Raw genomic sequence first — 18816 nt, 5'->3', positions numbered from 1 at the left:
AATACCATGAAAAAAGCAGTTCTATTAGTTCTAGTTATCATTTTGATGATTATGACTTGGTTTATGTTTATAAAACCAGATGATTATATAGCAAAGCTATCCGTTAGAACTAATGTTGGAACAGTTAACCAAACTCTTAAAAGCTGGAATCGCATTTATAATAAGAATTATCCAATTTTACAGATTAACACTAAGAACCTTATTCAAAAACTCTCTTTCAATGATTCCATCCACACCTATAATTGGAATTTAGAAAGAAAACACGACTCTCTAACAGATATTACTATATATATTACCGATGAAAAGTTAGGTGGTTTAGATCGTTTAAAAAAAGTATTCTTTCACACATCATTTGAAAGAAGATCAAAAGCTACAGTTTTACAATTCACAGATTTTATTAGATCTCATTTAGAAAATATAAAAATAGAAATAGATGGACTAACGATATTACCTAGGAAAGATTATGCTTACACAGAGTTTAACGGGCCTCAAGATAAAAAAGTAAGTGGCATGATGCGCGATATTTTATTCATAGAGAACAAACTTGTTGCAAACAATCTGCAATTAGACGGACCTCCTTTTTTAAACATCACACATTGGGATACAGGTAAGGATAGCATCTCCTATCAATTTGCATTCCCTATAAAGTCTTTAAATTCATTACCTCAAATTTCAGGCATTAAATTCGGAATTCGCCACCAACAAAAAGTATTGAAAGCGACATATAATGGCAATTACATTACTTCAGATCGTGCGTGGTATGCTCTACTGCAGTATGCAGAGACTCATAATATCGAAGCAATTCCCTTACCTATAGAAGTTTTTTACAACAACCCTAATATGGGTGGGAATGAACTAGACTGGAAAGTAGAGATTTTCCTTCCGATAAACGAGTAATATTTCCGAACTACTTATTCGTAAAAAAATTCTCTCATTTTAACTACACTCTTGACACTATCAAAAAAAGTGAATCTGATTTATTTCTGTTTATAAGCTAAAATTTTCAAGACGCACATCCTAAAAACACCACTTTTTTAGAATACACTTTTAAGTATTGTAACTTATCTAATGCAAGTTAAGGGAGCGCTTGGTTTAGAGTTGCATTTTTTACTGAATGTAAAAATGACGGGAGCAGGGTTTTAGCGCGTGCAATCCCTTTAAATTGTAATTCTGCTTTCGCGAAAGCATATTTCACACAACATTCATTATTTAGTGATTTTTCAAAGAAAGCTATTCTCAGAAGAGTAGATGTTGCTGAATGCGATCTTGTTAGTTCGCACTTAGAAAACGCTATCCTAGAAAATATAATTTTTTGAGAAAGCAAGTATATATCTCAAAGAATCCTTTCAAGAATGCGCATTTTTCTAAAAATAATCTCAAAGACCTTTTAAAATATCTTAACCTAATAATGAAACCCTAGTTTAAAACACTTAGAATGTTTGATTTTGGAATATTTATAATTAGGGGCATTTGCCCCTAAAAAAAAATGATGGCCTCTTGTATATTTACATCAACAAAAATCACTAACAAATAGACTTTTAAATTGGGGGATTAAAAAGCTATTTCAAAAGCCACACAGCAATGTGTGGCTTTTATTTTATAACTTACTTTCTCAAATCTTACTATGAGAAAAATTTTTCTAGGAGCAGTACTTGCGTTGGTTATTGTTTTTGGGTTACGCTATTGTGAGCATATCAAGAATAATCGTGAGCAGCTAGAGGCAAACACAGCACTTATTGAGAAAGAAATAAGAAATGTTGGGAAGCTCATTGTTACAGAAGGTAGCTATGCACAAGTCTTTAGCTATAAAGATTCAAAGAGATTTTACGTAGATGTACTATCTGCCTCAAAAAAAGCGCTAGTTGTTGTTAACGCCGAAGCATCTATATCGTATGATTTAAGTAAGGTAACCACAAAAATAGATGAGCTTTCAAAAACAGTGTACATTACAAATATTCCAAAGCCAGAACTCAACATAAATCCCAATATAGAATACTACGATGTACAACAAGATTACTTAAACCAGTTTAATGCCCGTGATTACAATATCATAAAGAAAAGAGTACTATCTAACTTACGTCAAAAAATTAAAGCATCTGATTTATATACAAATGCAGAAAATAGACTCATTTCAGAGCTTTCAAAAATATACATATTGACAAATTCACTAGGTTGGACATTAAAATATAATGGGGCAGCAGTAACGGAGCAAAGTCCCTTAAAATTGTAAAGCTTTAAAACGATACTATTAGAGATTTAACTAGCAGAAATTAATCGCTTCTCTCCATTCAATAGTATTGTGAGCTTCTCTCCATTCGTTAGTGTGAAATCTGCAGCTTCCTTTGTTACATTAACTTTTAAAATCTGACCTCTAAAATTTATTTTAAAACTGTAACTTTTCCAAGCTTGTGGTATTTTAGGAGTAAAAGAGAGAACCTCATCTTGTACACGCATTCCTCCAAATCCTTCTACTACACTTTGCCACGTACCCGCCATACTCGTGATGTGTAAACCTTCCTCTACCTCTTTATTATAATCATCTAGATCTAAACGCGAAGTACGCAAGTAAAATGCATAGGCTTGATTCATTCTATTTAATCTGGCTGCTTGTATCGCATGTACACAAGGTGATAATGAACTCTCGTGAACAGTAAATGGCTCATAAAAGTCGAAGTGTTTTTCCAGTTCTTTCAGTGAAAAATGATCTTCAAAAAAATAAAATCCTTGTAGCGTATCTGCTTGTTTTATGTATGGTGATCTTAGTATCCTATCCCATGACCATTTTTGATTGATAGGCCTTTCTGATTTAGGAAGTTGGGCTACTGTCAAGAGTTCCTTGTCGAGAAAGCCATCCTGCTGTAAAAATACATCGTGTTTTTCAGAGAAAGGGAAATACATATTACTAGCTGTATTTTTCCATGAAACCATCTCCTTATCAGAAAGATTTGTTTTATTAATGATACGAGACCAATCTTCCTTAAAGGACTCTTTTGTATATGCTACTTTCTCTATGGCATATTCTAGGCACCACTTTGCTAGGTAATTTGTAAACCAGTTGTTATTAACGTTGTTCTCATACTCATTAGGGCCAGTCACCCCTAAAATCACATATTTATCTTTAGCAGTAGAGTATGTTGCTCGCTGTTCCCAAAATCTAGCTACGGCAATAATTACTTCTAACCCCATTTCTGGAATATAAGTTTTATCACCTGTAAATCGCTCGTAATTAAAAATAGCATACACCATAGAACCATTGCGGTGTATCTCTTCAAAGGTAATTTCCCATTCGTTATGACACTCTTCCCCATTCATAGTTACCATAGGGTATAATGCAGCACCATTTTTAAAGCCCAGTTTTTCTGCATTTTCAATAGCTTTATCAAGTTGATCATAACGGTATTTTAAAAGCTGACGAGCAACCAGCTGATCTTTTGTGGCCATATAAAATGGAATACAATATGCCTCAGTGTCCCAGTAAGTTGATCCCCCGTATTTTTCTCCAGTAAAGCCCTTAGGCCCTATATTAAGCCTACTGTCACTTCCAGTATATGTTTGGTTAAGATGAAATATATTAAATCGTATTCCCTGTTGTGCTTTTACATCCCCCTCTATAGTGATATCAGACATCTCCCATATGCCTGCCCAAGCATTTTTTTGTAACTGCTTCATCCTATCAAAACCTAATTGCTTTGCTTTACTTAAAACGTTTACAGCAGCTTTTTTAAGCTCATCGGTTTTGTGGTTGAGGCTCGTTACGTAACCTCCTATTTTTGATATTGTAAAGTGCTCACCTGCTCTTACATCTGTTTCATAAATATGACCGATGTAAGTTTTGTTTTCTATTCGCTTTCGCGAAAGCGAAATTTCCCTCCCATCTATCTCAAAAGATGCAGCCATAAACGCACACACATAAAATTCTGTCTTCATGGTATGTGTTGAGATAAATGCCATTTCTTCCTCGTCCGAAACTTCTAGTGTATTCCAAAATGTATCATCCCAGTTTGAATCTTCATTAGTTATACTGCTGTTCAAATAGGGCTCATACTGAATACTCACATCTTTATTAATTGGCTTTACCGTGTAGTGAATAGCCCCTACCTCATCCATTGCTAGACTTAAAAAACGAGTAGAATGTACTTCTATTTCAATGTCGTTCTGTAATCTTGCAGTAAAACTTCTATAGAGGATTCCTTCTCGCATATTGAGCTCTCGCTTAAAGTTTTTCACCTCTTTACAGGTAGCTAGATCTAGATTTTCACCATTAACACATACATTTATTCCTATCCAGCTAGGTGCATTGAGAACTTTTGCAAAGTATTCTGGGTAGCCATTTTTCCACCAACCTACACGAGTTTTATCAGGGTAGTAGACTCCTCCTATATAACTGCCTTGAAAAGTTTTTCCGCTGTAAGTTTCTTCAAAATTTGCCCGCTGTCCCATCGCCCCATTTCCAAGAGCCATTAAGCTTTCTGATGCTTTTACATGGACTGGATTCCAACCTTCTTCTATGATGGACCAAGGATTTGGTATAATATAATTTGTATGCATTCTATGTGGTTAAAAACTGGTGTTGGCTTTATTTTTTCTATACGATGATTTAAACTACTTATCGATAAGATTAATCAGAAAATCAGTATTTATTTCTGTAAAATCTCTAAATACATAATCTGCCTCTCCTAAAGTCTTAGTATCTCCAATACCGATACTTAACATGCCAGCATTTTTTGCCGCTTGTATTCCAGCAATACTATCTTCAAAAACAATACAATGAGAACGTTCTATTTGCAACGCCTCACCTCCCTTTAAAAAAACCTCTGGATCTGGCTTTGCAGCAGTCACATCATTACCATCTACGATAGCGTGGAATTTAGAGAGTAAATCGAGCTTCTTTAGTATAGGACGTGCATTTTTACTAGCACTCCCCAAAGCAACTCCCTGATCTTTTGAATGTAAAAAATCTAAAACTCTCACTACATCCGGTAAGATTTCCCTTTCATCCATCCCATCGATAAAGGTTAAATACTCCATATTTTTCTGTTTGAGCCATCTTGTCTTCTGTTCCTCAGTAGCTCTATAGTTTGCTAAATCCAATAAAATTTCTAGTGATTTTACTCTACTTACACCTTTAAAAAGTTCGTTTTGTTCTTCAGTAAAATTAAAATTCATTTCTTTAGCGAGATTGCGCCAGGCTAGGTAATGAAATTTTGCGGTATCAACGATTACTCCATCTAAGTCAAAAAGAAAAGCTTTTTTTTTCATTTAATTAAAGTTCTAAATCGCGCAGAAAGTCACTGCATCTTTTATAAGTGTATCCCCTTTCGCTTTCGCGGAAGCGTATATATGATAAATTATTTAGGAAGGCGTTTTGTGCTATCTCTTTCTATTAGGCTAGTATCAATATATGCTGTGGTGTATTCTTCTGTTTCATTTTCTGGACGTTCTAATTTATTGATTAGCAGTTCTGCTGCTTTTCGTCCCATTTGCTCACCGTGCTGACTAACGGTTGTGAGTCTAGGTACAAAGTGCTGTGAGAGTTCGCCATCAGAAAAACTAACAATCCCAACATCATCTGGAATTTTTTTCCCTTGTTCCATCAAAAATCTAGCTGCACTTACTGCAAAAATCTCATTAATAGTAAATACGCCATCGATATCTTTACCTTTAAGGAAATGTTTGATGCGTGCCATAGGTTTGTCATCTAAAGCATCAATAGCATCTAGCTTCAAAATAAGGTTTGGGTCAACCTCTAAGCCAGCAGATTCAATTGCCTCCATATATCCTTTGGTTCGTAATTTACCTACGGTGATATAATCTTCTGTAGTGATGATAGCAATTTTCTTACAACCTGTTTTTATAAGGTGATTTACTCCAAGCTTTGCTCCCTCCCTATCATCAATTAAAACCTTATCACAAGGAATTTCATCAACCACACGGTCAAACATAACAACTGGCATTCCTTGGTCAATAGCCTCGGTGAGATGATGGAAGTCATCTTTTTGCATAGTTTCTTTTGATAGTGATAGAATAAAACCGTCAGTACTTCCATTAGCTAACAGTTCCATATTAAGGACTTCTTTGTCAAAATCATTATTAGAAAGAGTAATAATCACGTTGTAATTATGTTCTCTAGCCATTTGCTCAACCCCACGAATTACTGTTGTAAAAAAGTGATGTACTATTTGTGGTATAATGATCCCTATCGTTTGAGTTTTACGGTTTTTAAGACTAAGAGCTATATTATTGGGCTTATAGTTGTAAAGCTTTGCAAAAGCTTTAATTTTTTGCCTCGTATCTTCACTTATTTCGGCACTGTCTCTTAATGCTTTTGACACTGTAGAAATTGAGACATCTAGTTCTTTTGCAATAAGTTTTAATGTGAGTTTTCTTTTCATATTGTGTGGTTAAAAATAAGGTTTGTACAACGCACTGTACAATTTACTCAAATCCTTTTGGGTACGAAAACGATGTATTATTAATAACTTTTACAAAAGGAGAATTTTTATTTTAGATTTAATATAGGCCGTTAGTATCTGAATCCCATTTTTGTATCCTCAATAATACATAAGAGTAGCGATTGAGCAGTATGATGAACTCCTCAAAGTGAATATTTTTTTTATTAAGATGATTTATACCCCAAAAGAAGTAGATATAAAACCAATGGTCATTGTGAATGGTTATTTTTGCAAAAGTAATTTTTATCAATAATTTCATAACCCGCATCACTTTAAATATTTAATGCCGTGCTGTTTAGAAATCATTACCGCAGAATAATACCTGAAAAATGTCTGAAAAAATTTTAAATATAGCCGCTTACGGAGAAATAGTGTGGGATCAGTACCCAGAGAAGAAGCACCTAGGTGGCGCGCCTTTTAATGTTGCGTGTAGACTACATTCCTTTGGCGCTAAGGTCCAAATGATAAGCGCTCTTGGGAATGATACGCTAGGAAAAGAAGCTCTAGAAGAAATTAAAAGCCTAGGCTTGGACACTTCATACATACAACGTAATGATAAGCCAACAGGACACGTAGAAGTGGCTCTTAACAAAAAAGGGGCTGTTACCTATACAATACCACAGCCGGCTGCATGGGATCGTATTCCTTGGACAGAAAAAAATGTTCAAGCAGTTACAGAGGCAGATGCTTTAGTAATAGGAAGCCTAGCTTTTAGATCTGGAATTGATGTGCCTCTAGATATGGATCATTTAGATGTAAAATATGCTCCTGTACCTGAAAATATAGAAGCCATAGAAGTGTTAATTGCCCGTTCTAAGTTTACAGTCTTTGATGTTAACCTAAGAGCACCATACTATGATATTGAAATCATAGTAGGTCTCATGGAGGCTTCAGATATGATCAAGCTCAATGATGAAGAGCTTGAACTTGTAGTCCTAGCAATGGGTATAGAAGGTGAGACACTTGCAGACGAGTTAAAAATGCTAAGCGCCATGACAGAAACCCCTACCATTTGTGTCACATTAGGCGCAGATGGAGCAATGCTGTATCACAAGGGTGGCATTCATACTCAAGAAGGTTTTTCTGTAGAAGCAATTGATACTATTGGTGCTGGCGATAGTTTTTTGGCAGCATTACTTTTTGGATTATTATCTGGAGAGACACCTGATGATGCACTAGAAGTAGCTTGTGCTATAGGAAGTATTGTAGCAAGTAAGGAAGGTGCAAACCCAGAGGTAAAAATCTCAGAAATTGATAATACACTTGGGTTTTAATAATACGCTTTCGCGAAAGCGTAAATTTTTAAAGTTCCTTTTAGATAGTAATGTATACTAAATTAAAAAAGCCAAAGTTTTCACTTTGGCTTTTGTACGGGCGAGAAGACTCGAACTTCCACACCTTGCGGCACCAGATCCTAAGTCTGGCGTGTCTACCAATTCCACCACGCCCGCATTTGGTAGTACCGTTACCCTTATATGTTGTAACGGGGTGCAAATATAATACTATTTTCTAATTGTAAAATAATTTTTCAATAAAAAATGCACTTTGTAATTTGTATTTTTACGTCAAACACATAATTTACATGCAAAATCCTAAAGAATACATTGCTCAACATAAGGATAGGTTTATCGATGAGCTTATAGAATTACTAAAAATTCCTAGTATAAGTGCAGACTCTGCATATGCAACTTCTACCCAAGAAACAGCAAGCATGGTAGCAGATAGTTTGAAGAAAGCAGGTTGCGATACGGTAGAAATTTGTGAGACCCCTGGATATCCTATTGTGTATGCAGATAAAATCATTGATAAAAGTCTACCTACCGTTTTGGTGTATGGTCATTACGATGTACAACCACCAGATCCAGTAGAGCTTTGGGACTCTCCCCCTTTTGAACCTGTGATCAAAAAAACAGAATTACATCCAGAAGGCGCCATTTTTGCTCGTGGAGCATGCGATGATAAAGGGCAAATGTATATGCATGTCAAAGCTTTTGAATATATGGTAGCACAAGATAAGTTGCCTTGTAATGTAAAATTTATGATTGAAGGTGAAGAGGAAGTAGGAAGTAAGAACCTTGCTTGGTACGTAGCGCGCAATCAAGAAAAGCTTAAAAATGACGTCATCTTAATTTCTGATACTGGAATGATTGCAAACGACACTCCATCTATTACAACTGGCTTGCGAGGTATGAGCTATGTAGAGGTGGAAGTAACAGGACCTAATAGGGATCTTCATTCTGGCTTATACGGTGGTGCTGTGGCAAATCCTATTAATATTCTGGCCAAAATGATTGCTAGTCTACATGATGAAAATAATCACATCACTGTAGAAGGGTTTTATGATAAAGTAGAAGAACTTACAAAAGCTGAAAGAGACAAAATGGGAGAGGCTCCCTTTTCTTTAGAAAATTATAAGAAGTCTTTAGACATCAATGCCGTTTATGGTGAAAAAGGCTATACTACTAATGAGCGAAATTCTATACGTCCTACCTTAGATGTAAATGGAATCTGGGGTGGTTATACAGGAGAAGGTGCAAAAACAGTGATCCCAAGCAAAGCATATGCAAAGATCTCGATGCGCTTAGTCCCTAATCAAGATTGGGAAGAGATAACAGAACTTTTTAAAACACATTTCGAAAGTATTGCACCCGAAGGTGTGAAGGTAAATGTTACGCCACATCACGGAGGTCAAGGATATGTAACACCAATAGATACTATCGCCTATCAGGCTGCAGAAAAAGCATACGAGAAAACGTTTGGAAAAACACCTATACCCCAACGTTCTGGAGGAAGTATTCCTATCGTCTCACTTTTTGAAAAAGAGCTCAAGAGTAAAACAATTTTAATGGGGTTTGGGTTAGATAGCGACGCGATACACTCTCCTAACGAGCATTTTGGAATTTGGAATTATTTAAAAGGTATAGAAACGATTCCCTATTTTTATACATACTTTACAGAGATGAATAAATAAGTTTTATCAAACTAAAGGTTATTTTGCCAAGTATTATTTTTCAGAAAAATCTAAATAATACTTGGCATTTTCATTTTTCAAATTACGCTTGCGCGAAAAAATTAAAAAACAGCGAGATTAAGCGCTACAGTAAATATACTTCCAGTACCGCTAAATCGCTCTGCCCAAACTTCAATGTAATCATTTGGTTCTAAATCAAAAACACCAATAACTGGAACGACGCTTATATCAGCGACTGTAACTCCACCGCCACGATTTGCTGCATTAGAAACAATCTTCCAGGCGCCCGTCTCGTCTATTACTGTAGCAGTGGCATCTCCTGCTCTACCTCGAGCAATATAAAATATAAAACGATCACCTGGTTGACTTCCTTCAAAAGAGATACTCGCTGAAGCTTCAAAAAACCTTCGTTCCTTTCCTTCGTATATAATTCTATTACTGCCAGTCTCAGAAAAGCGAAACAAATTATTAGTGGTAGTAGTACCTTGTAATTTCCGAGGAGTACCGTTTGCCGGAAAAGTAGTACCAGCACCTCCGCCAGCTGTAAAATTAAAATTTAAATCCCCTACTGCCACCTCGTCTGTCTCCGTAGGTATTCCTGAGCAACTTACATTCCAATTTGTGTTAAAATTGTACCCCGGATAGCTACCTACAGTATACCCTTGAACTCTCGTTCCAGCTCCTATAAAACTAATTTCAGACAAGGCTGCTTCATTTACAATTGTAGGGTTAGCACTTACATCTAATCCTGTTTCACCAGCATCTGCTTCTATCCTCCCATTACCCATTTGAAAATTATCAAAACTTCCTGAAGCCGTAATAAATGTTCCTGAATTCGATTCAGTCCAAAACATAGTATTCATCAAGAAACTACCAATGTTTGATAATGTAAACCCGTTCCCATTTCCAACGTATTGCGTGATACTAAAAAAAGCGGTACCCACAGAGCTTATAGAGCCAACGGAACTAGCTCCTGCTAGGACTGTATTATTTACAATTAAAAGCTCCGATCCTGTACCCGTTAAATCAAAAATTGGGCTTCCATTACCCGATAATGTAATATTACGGATACTGCCAGCACCTGTGCCTTGAAAAAGAGCACCACCACTCGCATTTACTAAAATATCTTCCCCACTATCAACACCCTCTATATAAGCACCGTTTATATCTATAGGGAGGTCTACTAAAATTGTTCCATTGATCTCATAGAGAAAATCTGTGTTTAAAACATATGCGCTACCAGTAGACTCATCTGCAAGATCAGCAATGCTCTTCACCAATTTATAGTTATCTCTCATTTGAGAAGACCCCAAGGGAATCCAAGTTGAACCTTCATAATAATAAAATTCATTCTCATCTGTATCAAATACTAAGAGACTAGTGGCTGGGCTGGTAATAGCAAGTCGCTGTGCGCTGGTCATACGCGGAGCCAAAACACCACTATTGGTTGATGAAATGTCTAATGCAGAAGATGGATCAGGAGTGGTTGTATTAATACCAATCTGAGAAAAAAGCAATTGCGAGCTGATAAAGAGTGAAAATGTAAGTATAAATTGTTTCATAATATGGGGTATTTATGAGAGGTATAATATACAAAATTCATTTGGAGTAAGTGGAAAATTTAAATTTTCCACTTACTCCAAATCTTTTACCCTATTCAATACGCTTTTTTTTGTGGATTAAAATAATTTTTTTCTTGAAATTATTTTTACTCTACACTTGTAGAATTAAAAAGTTTTTCTACATTTGTAGAACACACTCTAAAATTTTAGAATAAAATGGCGCTCTCCACATCTGAAGAACAATTAATGCAACTCCTCTGGAAAAAGGAAAAAGCGTTTATGAAAGACCTCATAGATGCCTATCCTGAACCTAAACCTGCAACTACAACTATTGCCACCTTACTTAAACGCATGCAGGATAAACAATTTGTAGACTATATTCAATATGGCAGATCCAGAGAATATTTTCCTTTAGTTAAAAAAACTGATTACTTCTCTAAGCACGTCAATGGGCTCATTAAAAACTTCTTTAATAATAGTGCTGGTCAGTTTGCATCATTTTTTACTCAGGAAACAGATTTATCAAAAAAGGAATTAGAGGACCTTAAAGCCATTATAGACAGTCAACTTAAAAAGAAAAAATTATGATTGTAACCTATCTTATAAAAAGCACACTTTGTCTGGCCGTATTTTTACTATTCTATAAATTAGTACTAGAGAATAGTTTGTTACATCATTTTAAACGCTATTATTTACTCTTTGCTGTTGGATTTGCAACAGCTATCCCGCTTGTTACTTTTACGTATGATACTAATACTACCGTTGAAGAAGCAGCTATTGTTTATCAATCCACAGGTGAGGAATTTTCTAAAGAAACAATTCCAGTAGCTGCACCAGCAACAAATTATACACAGATTGCTCTAGTAATAATCTACACTTTAGGATTTAGTTTCTTTACTGTAAGATTTACGGCTAATTTAGTTCGCTTAAAGCGAAAAATTTCAAAAGCACACCTTCTTCCTAAAAAGGGTTTTACACTGGTTTTGTTAAAAACAAAAATGATTCCACATTCATTCTTTAAATGGATATTTCTTAATGAAAATGAGTATCATCAGGATAAAATACCTAAAGAGGTCCTTGCTCATGAAGCAACGCATGTACGTCAAAAACACTCTTGGGATATTCTTTTTATAGAACTTATTCAAGTTATATTTTGGTTTAATCCATTAATATGGCTGTCAAGAAACACCATAAAACTCAATCATGAATTTCTTGCAGATAAAGGGGCTTTAAATGAAGGCACCCAAATCTCGACATATCAAAATTTACTTTTAAGCTACTCATCTTGTGCTCATCACACTTCGCTTGAAAGCCCATTCAATTATTCATTAACCAAAAAACGAATCGTTATGTTATCAAAATCATTTAATCGTAAAACAGCAATCCTTAAAACATTATTAGTCATCCCGCTTGTGGCATTATGCCTCTTCCTATTTAATAATGAAATCGTAGCACAATCTCAAAATACTACAGATCTATCTGCCAGTGAACTAGACGAGGTTTTAAACCTAGAGCTCAACACAGCAGGAGTGTTTCTTTTTGAAGGTAAGGAACTGGATAAACAGGCTTTAGATAGTTTAGCAGTACAGCAGCATATTACCTCTGCACTCGTTAAAACAGATGTAAATTATCCTGAAAGTCTTAAAAAAGAGAAAATAGAACAATTATTTGAGCTTACAAGAAGTTCTAAAAGTAGTTTTTGTGTAGAATTTTATACTGGCAATGATGAAAACTACGCCTCTCAATTCAATACTGGTGCACAGAGAAATGGAAAAAAATCATTGGTGATAGAAATTAAAAATGATCAAATCTGGATTAATGGCAAGTTTACCCCAATTTCCAAATTGAAAGCGGTAATTAATGAAATCACTAAAGGATGGTCTCCAAAAGAGTATGCTGAAGCAGTCAGATCATTTATGTTTAAAGGAAATAGTATCGCCTTCAGTAAAAAGGCCGAAAAAGAATTCCAAAAAACCAATTATGTAAAAGAAAATCCCTCAGCAAAGTTACTACCACCACCGCCACCAGCACCCCTTTCTGAACTACCACCTCCGCCACCGCCTCCAATGCCACCCTCTATCCAAGATCACTTGTTAAAAATGAAAAAACTTGGAAGTATATTTTTATTTAATGAAGAAGAAATATCATTTGATAGCGCATTAGAATTAGTTAAGAAAGACAAAACCCTATCAATAAAAACACCTCTCCCATATAGTAATCCGCCTAAAACGTATATCTCTAAATCATAATAACTCCTGGGAGCCTTTAGAGATTAACATTAACACCTCATAGAAAAAGCTATTTTCGTGAAAGGGGTAGCTTTTTTTTACGCTTTCGCGAAAGCGTAACCCCAAAAATTACACCCAGATATAAGTTGTACTAATGTAAAATATTATAGTCTTATACGTAGCTTTGTACCATGATGGATAAACAAACGGTAGGACATTTTTTTTTCAATCAATTTGAAAATTGGGGACTTTCAGAAATAGCTGCAAAATTTCTAAATGCACTCATACTGGGTATATTGCTTCTTATCCTTGTTGTGGTCGTAGATCTCATTGTTAGAAATATTTTACGTCGTGTAGCTGCGAGTATTTCTAAACGATCCAAAACAAATTTTGATGACTTATTGATTAAAAACAGAGCTCCACGTAGGGTTGCACACTTAGTCCCTCTCTACATGCTACTGGCTTTTTTACCTACAGTATTAATTGATTTTCCAGAAACGCATAGAATATTTTTGGTATTGTTTACACTGGTAGGGATCTTTATTGCACTGCGTATTATACGCGCTTTTTTACATACACTTAAAGATTACTTTAAAACAGTACCTGGCCTAAGAGACAAGCCCATAGACAGTTACATACAGGTATTTATGATCTTTGCTTGGGTTTTTATGCTATTTTTTGCCGTAAGCCTTGTGACTCCAGTATCTTTAAAAGAAGCTGTAGGAACCTTTGGAGCTGCCTCTGCTATTATATTGCTTATCTTCAAGGATACCATTTTAGGTTTTGTCGCTAGTATTCAAGTGTCTATTAACGATATGATACGTATAGGTGACTGGGTTACTTTTGATAAGTTTGGGGCAGATGGAGATGTTATTGAAATTAACCTTGCTACTGTAAAAGTGCAAAATTTTGATATGACCATTACGACCATTCCTACCTATGCGCTCATCTCAGATTCATTTAAGAACTGGCGTGGTATGACAGATAGCCCTGGGAGGCGTATTAAACGATCATTACTGATCAAACAAGACAGCATTAAATTTCTTTCAGACAAGGACGTAGAGGCATTAAAGAACATACGGCTGGTTTCAAGTTATTTAAGTGCGATGGAAGACAAATTAGAAAAAATTAATTCTCAAGATCATATAGATCGATCACTTCAAATTAATGGATTAAACTTGACAAACATAGGAGTCTTTAGAAAATATATGGAAACCTATATTGAGAATCACAGCGCTATTAACAAGGAAATGTTACTCATGTGTCGTCAACTTGCGCCTACCGCTCAAGGAGTACCATTAGAGGTATATTGCTTTAGTAAAGATAAAGTCTGGGAGAATTACGAGTATATTATGGCAGATTTATTTGATCACTTTCTTGCTGCAGTATCTTATTTTGAGCTTGAGTTGTTTGAATTACCTAGTAATCAAAAAGATTCTTTTGTAAATGTAAACGAGTAGAGTCTTTAAAATCTAAGAGTTATCTTGCTTTATGCGTCCTAGTTAATACATATCTAATATCATATACCTCAACATTACCTGTAGCTTCTATAATTACAGAGCCTCCATTTGCTTCCCAAGTACCTAATGTATAAGCATTGAATGAACTTAAATAGAAATGCTCTTGATTAATACCTCGAGTGAGTACAAAACTACGTGGGTATATTTCCCCTACTCCACCTCCGATATCTATACTTAAGTTTACTCGTACAGTTCCGTTTGTCAAAGGTCTCAATTTGAATTCTATCACTACATTCAAACCATCTCCATTCCTACCTGTTATTTTTTCAGTAGTCTCATCATAAAAAGTCGGTACATCAGTGGGTAATTGCGATTCAATTTTATTTCCTGCGTTGTTAGGTAAGAAATAAGAAGTATTAGCTGCTACAAATCCTGGAGCTGCGCTTGTGAATTGCGTATCATTATATACCGCCCATCCCGTATGACGACTTACTGAGTCTTCATCTACAAAACGTAACCACCCTGTCCCGTCCCAGCTATAAAAGCCAGGCTTTACAGTGTTTTCTCCTGTACCAGCTGTAGCAGTATTATAAACCATCAAACCTTCTGCAGCTGCAGCATCTGCTGGGACTGACAAACTAGGTATCGTAGTGACATCATCTTTTCCTGTTAGTGCTACTCTATTAATTAACAAACCACTATTAGAACCATCGATCTGTAAGGCTGCTTGTGAAATAGGCGTTGTTGTATTAATTCCCACTTGCGAAACAGCAAACTGAGAAATAAAAAAGATTAAAATGAAGTAAACATTTTTCATATTATACATTTTTAATAGGGATCTCTTACAAGATACGTAAAAGCCATATTTCTAGATGTTCTTTTTTGGGTTTAAATCAGTGCTTTATCGATTTTTTAACTATAAGTGCGAGATTATTCTTACAAAATAAAATCTATTGTTCTCTAATTATATTATTGCGATTAATAATGAGGTATTATAAGCTAAAAAAATAGAAAAGAATAATAAGTATTTAATTACCCTCCATAAGTAATATCCTATTCATTTGATTTCAAAATAATTAAAAAACTGTAACATTTTAAAATTTTGATCGTTCTTATAGTTGACCAACTATAAGAAACACTTACCATCAAAATCTAAAACGAGGCACATTATGATTCAATCTTTTTTTATTCTTTGTTCTGGAGCAGACAGAGATGTTCTTGATACGTGCTCTCGTGGAGAAAAAACTAAATATGCAGGAATAGGAGCTACCGTATTTTTTACTGCTGTACTCGCAACCATAGCTGCAACATACGCGCTATATACAGTTTTTGATAACGTATATCGTGCTATTCTTTTTGGGTTGTTGTGGGGTCTTGTAATTTTTAACCTTGATCGATTTATCGTTTCCACCCTTAAGAAACGTGACCAATGGTGGAAAGAATTTGGGATGGCAGTACCAAGACTTATTCTCGCAGTAATCATTGCTGTGGTGATCTCAAAACCATTAGAGCTTAAAATATTTGAAAAAGAGATAGATCGGGTAATTCTAAGTCAAAAAAATGAATTTACCGTTCAAAACCAAGGGGAAATACTCGCGCAATTCACCCCAGAGACTAACAAGCTCAACGACCAAATTGAGAACTTAAAAGCTGAAATTTCTCAAAAGGAAACAGAAGTGAATAACCTGTACGATATTTATATCGCAGAGGCAGAGGGAACTGCGGGCACAGAATTACTGGGTAAAGGCCCGGTATATAAAGAGAAAAGAGACAAGCACGATGCTGCTCTTGCAGAACTTGCTGCTCTTAAAACGAAGAATAATGATGCAATCGCTTTCGCGGAAGCGGAAAAAACTAGGTTAAAAGATGCTTTTAATGCAGCTATAAGCAACAGCCAGCCTGTAATAAATAACTTTGACGGATTAATGGCTCGTATCGATGCGATGAAGGTTTTGCCTTGGCTTCCATCGTTTTTTATATTTCTATTATTTCTTGCCATAGAAACAGCTCCTATATTTTCAAAATTGATCTCTCCTATGGGAGAATATGACATCAAACTTGCAGATCATGAGCTTACGATTAAAGAGTGGAGTGCTCAAAAATCGGCTCACCGTTCTATGCTCACGCAAACAGATCATATTCTAAATGATCGTATTTATACAGATATAACTCAAGATGAAGAGCTCTATAATTATAAAAAGAAAATGTCTAAAGAAATTTTAAAAAGACAACAGGACGCTTTTTATAGACGCCAAACTAAGATTTTAGGATAATTAACTAAAATTCAAATCGCATTTGGACATCAATTTTATCTTCTTCAATTGCTTTTTGAGCATCCTTTAATTTACGATCATCTGTATTAAGATTTGATAGGGATATACCCAGAAGTCTCACGCTGTTTTCTAACTTTTCTTGATAAAGTAAGTCCTTTGCAGTTTCAAAAATAATTTCTTTAGATCTAATGTAAAGCTCTACAGTTTTTGATCGTGTCTTTAAGGTAAAATCCGAGTATTTGATTTTAAGCGTAATGGTTTTACCGGCGACTTTACTTTTTTCAAGGCGACGAGCTACCTCTGTTGCAATATGATCTAGCTTTTCTAGCATAAAAACTTCGCTAGTGATGTTTTCTTTAAAGGTACGCTCTGCTGCTAAAGATTTGCGTATGCGATTTGGCTTGACATCACTGTGTTGAATTCCACGTACAATATTGTAATAGTACGCCCCACTTTTTCCAAAATTTTTTGACAAGTATTCGTTGGATTTTGACTTCAAATCAAGGCCTGTAAAAATCCCGTGGAGGTACATTTTTTCGGCAGTTTTTTTACCGATACCATAAAATTTTCTGATATCTAGCTCTTCTAAAAAAGTAATAACCTCTTCTGGCGGGATTGTTTTTTGTCCGTTGGGTTTATTGATGTCGCTGGCAACTTTAGCAATAAACTTATTAATGCTTATCCCTGCACTGGCATTTAATCCTGTAGTTTCTTTGATGCGTTGTCGTATCCAAGAGGCAATAACCGTGGCACTTGGCATTCCTTTTTTATTTTCGGTAACATCAAGATAGGCCTCATCTAGCGATAAAGGTTCTACAAGGTCTGTAAACTCATAAAAAACCTTTCTAATCTGGTTAGAAATTTCCCGATAGCGCTCAAAATTTGTTTTTACAAAAATAAGTTCAGGACATAACTTTCGCGCAAGCGCACCCGCCATCGCACTGCGCACTCCAAATTTACGTGCTTCATAGCTTGCTGCGCTTACCACTCCTCGTTCTCCACCACCACCCACAGCAATTGCTTTGCCCCTTAAATCAGGATTGTCAAGCTGCTCTACAGAGGCATAAAACGCATCCATATCTACATGAATAATTTTTCTGATGGGAAGTTCTTGCATTACTTGCAAGTTACGAAGTGCACCTACAGTTTTACAATGTAAATCGTAACTTTGAGAGATGTCAAAAACTGCAATCGTATTAGGAGCTACTGGACTCACAGGAGGCCTACTTACGGAACTTCTTATCAAAGATGCTTCGTTTTCAAAAGTCAAACTCTTTACCAGAAGACCCACAGAATTCTCGCATGAAAAAGTTGAAGAAATTATTTGTGACTTACTCGATATGAACACTTTTAAAGATGACTTTATTGGAGATGTTGTATTCTGTTGCATAGGGACCACTAAAGCGCAGACCCCAGACAAAGAGAAATACCACGCGATTGATTTTGGAATTCCTGTAAACACAGCAAAACTTGCGAAGGAAAAAGGTATTACAAATTACCTTGTCATTTCGTCAATGGGTACCTCAACTAATAGTCCATTTTTTTATGTAAGGACTAAAGGAGAAATGGAACGTGATGTTTTAAAAGTAGGTATAGAAAACACTTACATACTTAAGCCTGCATTTATAAACGGCCGACCGAATGAGGAGCGCAAAGGGGAAAAAATTATAAAATCGATGATGTCAGTTCTTGACGTGATTTTGATCGGTCCGCTAAAAAAATGGAGGTCTACTCAGGCTACTGAAATTGCAAAAGCAATACTGCAACTTGCCTTAAAACCAGTAGATCACTCAGAGATTGAAAACATTGAAATTAAAGAGCTTAGTAAATTGTATACAATCGACTCGAAGTAAACTCAATAATTAATAAT

The 18816-nt window shown here is 35.6% G+C and carries 15 protein-coding genes and 1 tRNA gene; 9 read left to right on the top strand and 7 right to left on the bottom strand.

All coding sequences use genetic code 11. The features are described 5' to 3' along the window. Nucleotides 1-6: 6 nt before the first annotated feature. On the top strand, nt 7-897 hold the full coding sequence (locus OD90_RS10190) for a GyrI-like domain-containing protein (protein WP_144669067.1): 891 nt from the start codon (nt 7-9) through the stop codon (nt 895-897). A gap of 727 nt (nt 898-1624) precedes the next feature. Continuing rightward, on the top strand, nt 1625-2230 hold the full coding sequence (locus OD90_RS10185) for a DUF4230 domain-containing protein (protein WP_144669066.1): 606 nt from the start codon (nt 1625-1627) through the stop codon (nt 2228-2230). A 26-nt stretch (nt 2231-2256) separates the two neighbouring features. Here the strand turns inward: OD90_RS10185 and OD90_RS10180 are convergent, their stop codons facing one another. From OD90_RS10180 to OD90_RS10170, 3 genes are all read right to left on the bottom strand, one after another. Then, on the bottom strand, nt 2257-4548 hold the full coding sequence (locus OD90_RS10180) for a glycoside hydrolase family 65 protein (RefSeq protein WP_144669065.1): 2292 nt from the start codon (nt 4546-4548) through the stop codon (nt 2257-2259). A 54-nt stretch (nt 4549-4602) separates the two neighbouring features. Further along, nucleotides 4603-5259, bottom strand: a complete 657-nt coding sequence (pgmB, locus tag OD90_RS10175; protein ID WP_144669064.1) for a beta-phosphoglucomutase — start codon at nt 5257-5259, stop codon at nt 4603-4605. An 89-nt stretch (nt 5260-5348) separates the two neighbouring features. After that, nucleotides 5349-6392: a LacI family DNA-binding transcriptional regulator gene (locus OD90_RS10170; RefSeq protein ID WP_144669063.1), complete on the bottom strand. Its 1044-nt coding sequence runs from the start codon at nt 6390-6392 to the stop codon at nt 5349-5351. Between the two features lie 389 nt (nt 6393-6781). Between OD90_RS10170 and OD90_RS10165 the strand changes: the two genes are divergently transcribed. Then, on the top strand, nt 6782-7726 hold the full coding sequence (locus OD90_RS10165) for a PfkB family carbohydrate kinase (protein ID WP_144669062.1): 945 nt from the start codon (nt 6782-6784) through the stop codon (nt 7724-7726). Between the two features lie 95 nt (nt 7727-7821). Here the strand turns inward: OD90_RS10165 and OD90_RS10160 are convergent. Then, a tRNA-Leu gene (locus OD90_RS10160) sits at nt 7822-7903 on the bottom strand. 131 nt (nt 7904-8034) lie between these two features. On the opposite strand from OD90_RS10160, the gene OD90_RS10155 reads away from it, so the two are divergent. Continuing rightward, the gene (locus OD90_RS10155) at nt 8035-9423 is read left to right on the top strand and encodes a dipeptidase (RefSeq protein ID WP_144669061.1); all 1389 of its coding nucleotides are present in this window, start codon (nt 8035-8037) and stop codon (nt 9421-9423) included. Nucleotides 9424-9524: 101 nt separating this feature from the next. Here the strand turns inward: OD90_RS10155 and OD90_RS10150 are convergent, their stop codons facing one another. After that, nucleotides 9525-10985: a cell wall anchor protein gene (locus OD90_RS10150; protein WP_144669060.1), complete on the bottom strand. Its 1461-nt coding sequence runs from the start codon at nt 10983-10985 to the stop codon at nt 9525-9527. Between the two features lie 216 nt (nt 10986-11201). Here OD90_RS10150 and OD90_RS10145 point away from each other — a divergent pair, with 216 nt between their 5' ends. The 3 genes from OD90_RS10145 to OD90_RS10135 all read left to right on the top strand — a co-directional run bounded on the left by OD90_RS10145 (nt 11202) and on the right by OD90_RS10135 (nt 14673). Beyond that, entirely contained in the window at nt 11202-11573 is a 372-nt protein-coding gene (locus tag OD90_RS10145) for a BlaI/MecI/CopY family transcriptional regulator (protein ID WP_144669059.1), read from the top strand. After that, nucleotides 11570-13234 (top strand): M56 family metallopeptidase, encoded by a 1665-nt coding sequence (locus OD90_RS10140; RefSeq protein WP_144669058.1) that lies wholly within the window; start codon nt 11570-11572, stop codon nt 13232-13234. Before OD90_RS10145 ends, OD90_RS10140 begins: the two co-directional genes overlap by 4 nt. 173 nt (nt 13235-13407) lie before the next feature. Continuing rightward, nucleotides 13408-14673, top strand: coding sequence for a mechanosensitive ion channel family protein (locus tag OD90_RS10135; protein ID WP_144669690.1), 1266 nt, complete (start codon nt 13408-13410; stop codon nt 14671-14673). Between the two features lie 19 nt (nt 14674-14692). Here the strand turns inward: OD90_RS10135 and OD90_RS10130 are convergent, their stop codons facing one another. Beyond that, complete coding sequence (locus tag OD90_RS10130) at nt 14693-15490, bottom strand: hypothetical protein (RefSeq protein ID WP_144669057.1); 798 nt, start codon at nt 15488-15490, stop codon at nt 14693-14695. A gap of 352 nt (nt 15491-15842) precedes the next feature. Here OD90_RS10130 and OD90_RS10125 point away from each other — a divergent pair, with 352 nt between their 5' ends. Beyond that, nucleotides 15843-16946: a DUF4407 domain-containing protein gene (locus tag OD90_RS10125; RefSeq protein ID WP_144669056.1), complete on the top strand. Its 1104-nt coding sequence runs from the start codon at nt 15843-15845 to the stop codon at nt 16944-16946. Between the two features lie 4 nt (nt 16947-16950). Here the strand turns inward: OD90_RS10125 and dinB are convergent, their stop codons facing one another. Next, complete coding sequence (gene dinB, locus OD90_RS10120; protein WP_144669689.1) at nt 16951-18063, bottom strand: DNA polymerase IV; 1113 nt, start codon at nt 18061-18063, stop codon at nt 16951-16953. 58 nt (nt 18064-18121) lie between these two features. On the opposite strand from dinB, the gene OD90_RS10115 reads away from it, so the two are divergent. Then, nucleotides 18122-18799, top strand: coding sequence for an NAD(P)H-binding protein (locus OD90_RS10115; protein WP_144669055.1), 678 nt, complete (start codon nt 18122-18124; stop codon nt 18797-18799). Nucleotides 18800-18816: the final 17 nt, after the last annotated feature.

Origin of the sequence: Dokdonia sp. Hel_I_53 (assembly GCF_007827465.1) — a bacterium.
Lineage (GTDB): Bacteria > Bacteroidota > Bacteroidia > Flavobacteriales > Flavobacteriaceae > Dokdonia.
Note: the sequence above shows the minus strand (reverse complement) of the source record. Positions and strands in the feature narration are given on the sequence as shown.